Here is a 4392-nt window from a genome sequence, read left to right on the forward strand (position 1 = left end):
GTAACGGCAGGGATTCGGCTAAGACTTCTAACTTAACCTCTTTGAGTAATTGTAAACTAATTACCATCAAGTCTAGTAATAGATATGCTGTGTGATGCAGCTGATTTGGGATAATTTTTTGGTATAGCGCACGCTATCATTTTGTTTAGATAGGTCAGGGCTATTACTTTTGACCTATCTTTTTTTATCTCTTTCTGCTGTATCGCTCACTACATAAGACTTTCATGCCTCGTTGTCCCCCTGTTAGAAGATTTAGTTAAGTATTTTATCATCAAGCCATTGCTCTATAGCTTTATAATTATTCTGTTTAACTCTGTATTCTTTATTTAAATTGTTCTTATAAAATTCAACCTGTTCTTTGTAATTGCGACTGTTGTATTTGTCAATTCTAAGGGTATAATCATCCTTATTAATATCAGTATTTAAGCGTATCATTAATCCAGTTTCTTCTAGCCATGATTGCCGAGTACGCTGGTTTAATCTAAAAATAGCCTTATTAGGCTTTCCACCTTCTTTGATGTCTCTATTAAAATTATCTATGATGTCTTCTACCTTTTCTTGATATTTTTTAAAGATATTTTCTTGTTGTTCTAGCCACTCCTGTTCTGCTAATTTCTTAAAGTCTTCACTCTCTTTTGCTGCTTTAATTGCAGCTTCTACTTCATCATCACTCAAGGATTTGGTACTGCTGGGATCGTCAAAATTTATACTAGGATAAATAGATTCAGCGACATAGGGGATGTTGGCATGTCCAGTCCAATTTCCTTTCTTATCAAGGATGTGCCCGGCACTCTTCTGTGCTGTAATATCTACCAATGCATAATTTCCTGTACTGAGTTTTATGGCAACGTCAGGTCTAGTTCCTTTGAGAAGAGTAGTATTTTGAGTTTCAAATTCAGAACCCAAGGCTTTTATTCCTACATTTGCTTTTCCTTCAATCACGTAACCGGCTGCCGTCGAGGGATGAATAACTTTCTTTCCGTCCTCATATTCTTGCTTGCGCCTAAAATAAATTAGTTTCTGGGCTTCTGATGCACCATCATAATTACCTTTTATAAATTCATCAAACGCTTTTTCTACTTCATTATCTACTTTCTCAGCTTTTTCTTTTCCTTCCTTTTCTTCAGGAGTGTAAGCTGATTCTGCTTTAGGATGTTGAGGCTTAAAAGTAATAATTTTTCGTTGTATTACACCCTGATTAAAGTCTTGGCTTTCTGTTTGTCGCTGTACTGTACTACCAATTTGCTGTACCACATGGGTTAACTCATGGGCAATCAATTCTTGCCCTCCTCGACTCCCAGGATTATATTCCCCCTGCCGAAAGAAAATATCTTTACCTGTAGTAAAAGCACGAGCCTGAATAGATTGATTCAACTGGTTAGATTGGGCATCAGCGTGAACCCTGACTCCACTAAAATCTGCTCCAAACGACTGTTCCATTGGTTTCCGGATACTTTCGGCGATGGGCATCCCCGACCCCTTTGCCTGTTGGATTGAGCTTTCCAACTCTGGGGTAGCTGCCATCCCACCTTCTACAGATTGAAGCTGCACCATTGGCTTCCTCATCAGTTCATCTTGCTGACCTTGAGCTTGAATCGACTCTGGTTGAGTGCTGTGACTAGTCACTGGTGTGTTGATCCGATCCACTACTTCCGATGCTACTCGGTCAGCTTCAAGCTCATACTTGTCCCCAGCTTCACCAATAGTCAGCTTCGCCTGTACTGGATTCCCCTGCTGCCAATGGCCCATTAACTCATGGGAAAGTCCCCGAAACCTTGGCATTCGCTGGATTGACTGCCCACTAACAGGGGAGACAGTACTCAGTAGAGGATCTTGGGTTCGATGAACTTGTCGAGATAAGTCTTGCTGGGATTTAATTAGATTACCCAGTGCTCGGTTGCCGATTATCCCTTGCAGTTCCTCGATTGGGTGGTATGTTGGCTTCCTACTTCCCGATACTATTGACTGATCTCGAGCTTGTGTCTGTCTGGTTTGGCTTTGTCGTAGATTACCCATGAGCTTGACTAAATCTTTAACAGTCACATCATCATGATATAGCCGAATGGCACTGGGGGTGTTCACCCCAAGACCGCGCTACATCCCTACCAATGTGGCATAGCTTCCTTTGTTAACCCAAGCAACAACAGAGCAGATCGCATTCAGTAGGGTAGGGTGGGCAAATTATGATATTTTGGCAATTTCATCAGGAATCATGTCCATTTGCCCACCCTACAAGAGCTACAAGATCCGCGATCGCACTGCTCAACCTGGGCTGAGTTAGATCGCTAAAATCCAATTGCTTAGCAAATCAGTACTAAGGCTTGGGTGAAAAGGCTTATTTCAAATTATGTTTTACTTTTTTAATAAGTTTATCTGTGTCCGGTATATTTGGATCAACTCCTAAGGAACCTATAAGTGCCTCTGCGTATGCCCGGTCCAATGGGCTACCATTTATAGACTCTTCTACAATTTTTTTAGCAGCCCATAAACGTATATTCTCGTTCTTCTGCTCTATTGCCCTCTTTAGTTCTTTTTCATCAGGAGGCTGAGTAATCGACATATCTAAATGCTCCTTTATGATGTATTCAGCGAACTGCCGTTGACTTGAATCATTCCACATTGCTATTAGCTCTTTTTCAATATAACTAGGTTGCTTATGACGTATCCTCTTAAATATTCTGTACCCGAGAAGCCCCAAAGCGCCTAATCCAACAATCACACCAACTACACTTGCCCCTATGCCAGTAGCTGTAGCAGCTCCTAGTCCTGCAACTGTGAAACCGGCAGCTGTTAGTCCTGCTGCTCCTGCTCCCGTTGCAGATGAGCCTGATATCATATCGTTACTCGATCGAGCCACTTTACTGCCTGCTTTTTTATTTGTGTAAGCTGCAGTTGTAAAAGTTGATCCTTTGAGTTCTGTATATCTATCTTCAAGAGATTTGATTTGAGCTTTGCTTTTACGCGCATCTTTACGATTTTTGTATGCAACTAGGGTACCGAGCAGACCAAAACCAACACTAATTCCACCTAATGTGAAACTTGGTGTGGAACTGGCTAATGCTGCTGCCGGTCCTGTTATACCTTCTGAAGCTGCTTCTAGCAGACCTATACCACCTGAAGCTACACCAGTACCTGTCTGGGCAGTATCAGCAGCAGCAACAACATTTGATCCCGCTATCTTAGCAACTCCTTCTTTTAACTTCGTACTTTTTCCGGTTTCAGGTAGCTCTAGATCACTTTGTTTCTGTCTCTCAGGTAAGGTAACTATTCCCTCCATATAAATATGCAAACGATATAGCTTCTCTAAAGCTTTGGCTAATTGACCACTCTTCTGAAAACTATAGTTCTCCTCCTCGGCTTGTAATGAAACTAAATTCAATCCCTTTTCGAATACCTTCTTGACATCGGGTAACTGTTTCCTCGCGAACTCTTTCCACGATTTCATAGACCTGACCCGTGAAATTAGCATCATTGGAAGAATACCAAGTTCGTTGATTATCTTTTTTATCAGTTGCGTTTCATCAATTTCTCTTAGAGAATCAAACACTTCATTCAGAACATAAACTAAGTTATCCAAGTACTGATCGAAGGTTACAATCCCAACATCGTTTCTTATTGGATCCGTTGGTTTCATGCACTGAATCGATGAAGTTTGATGAGCCAAAGTCGACAACCTGTGCTGGGGATTAGTCTTTTTCAATGCCGGTTTGGGAACTTCTGCTTGTGTGACTGCTCGTCTTCCCATCAGGTCAGCTTCTTGTTCTAGGCTTTTCTCATCGTTGACCATGATACCCTTCGTTTGGGTGGTACCTTTGACCCGTCCCTGCATTTGCTGCACCACATGCCACGCCTCGTGGGGCAGATGTCGCTCCTGCCCCGGACCCACCTCGATCGTTTTCCCCTGGGTATAGGCTAGTGCCTGTATCTGCGCCGGTTTGGGGGAATTATAATTAACTCTGACATCATCCAGTGAATATCCTGACAGGTTTTCCACTCCTGCTTTGAGCTTATCTGGTAATCCGGTTTTATTCGGGATAGGTGCGTTAATCCGGTCTACATCTTCCGATGCTACTCGGTCAGCTTCAAGCTCATACTTATCCCCAGCTTCACCAATAGTCAGCTTCGCCTGCACTAAATTCCCCTGCTGCCAATTGCCCCTTAACTCATGGGAAAGTCCCCGAAACATTGGCATTCGCTGAATTGACTGCCCACTAACAGGGGAAACACTATTCAGCAGAGGATCTTGGGTTCGATGAACTTGTCCATACTTATTGGGCTGGGATTTAATTAACTGACCCAGTGCTTGGTTACCGATTATCCCTTGCAGTTCCTCGATGGGGTGGTATGTTGGCTTCCTACTTCCCGATACTATTGACTGATCTCGATCTTGTG

At 42.5% G+C, this 4392-nt stretch carries 2 protein-coding genes; both read right to left on the reverse strand.

Annotated features, from left to right (window positions below; all coding sequences use genetic code 11):
• Window positions 1–252: 252 nt before the first annotated feature.
• Window positions 253–2082 (reverse strand): DUF4157 domain-containing protein, encoded by a 1830-nt coding sequence (locus tag F6K57_RS37745; protein ID WP_293073528.1) that lies wholly within the window; start codon window positions 2080–2082, stop codon window positions 253–255.
• 253 nt (window positions 2083–2335) lie between these two features.
• Entirely contained in the window at window positions 2336–4372 is a 2037-nt protein-coding gene (locus tag F6K57_RS37750) for a DUF4157 domain-containing protein (RefSeq protein WP_293073531.1), read from the reverse strand.
• Window positions 4373–4392: the final 20 nt, after the last annotated feature.

Origin of the sequence: Moorena sp. SIO4A5 (genome assembly GCF_010672005.1) — a bacterium.
GTDB lineage: Bacteria > Cyanobacteriota > Cyanobacteriia > Cyanobacteriales > Coleofasciculaceae > Moorena.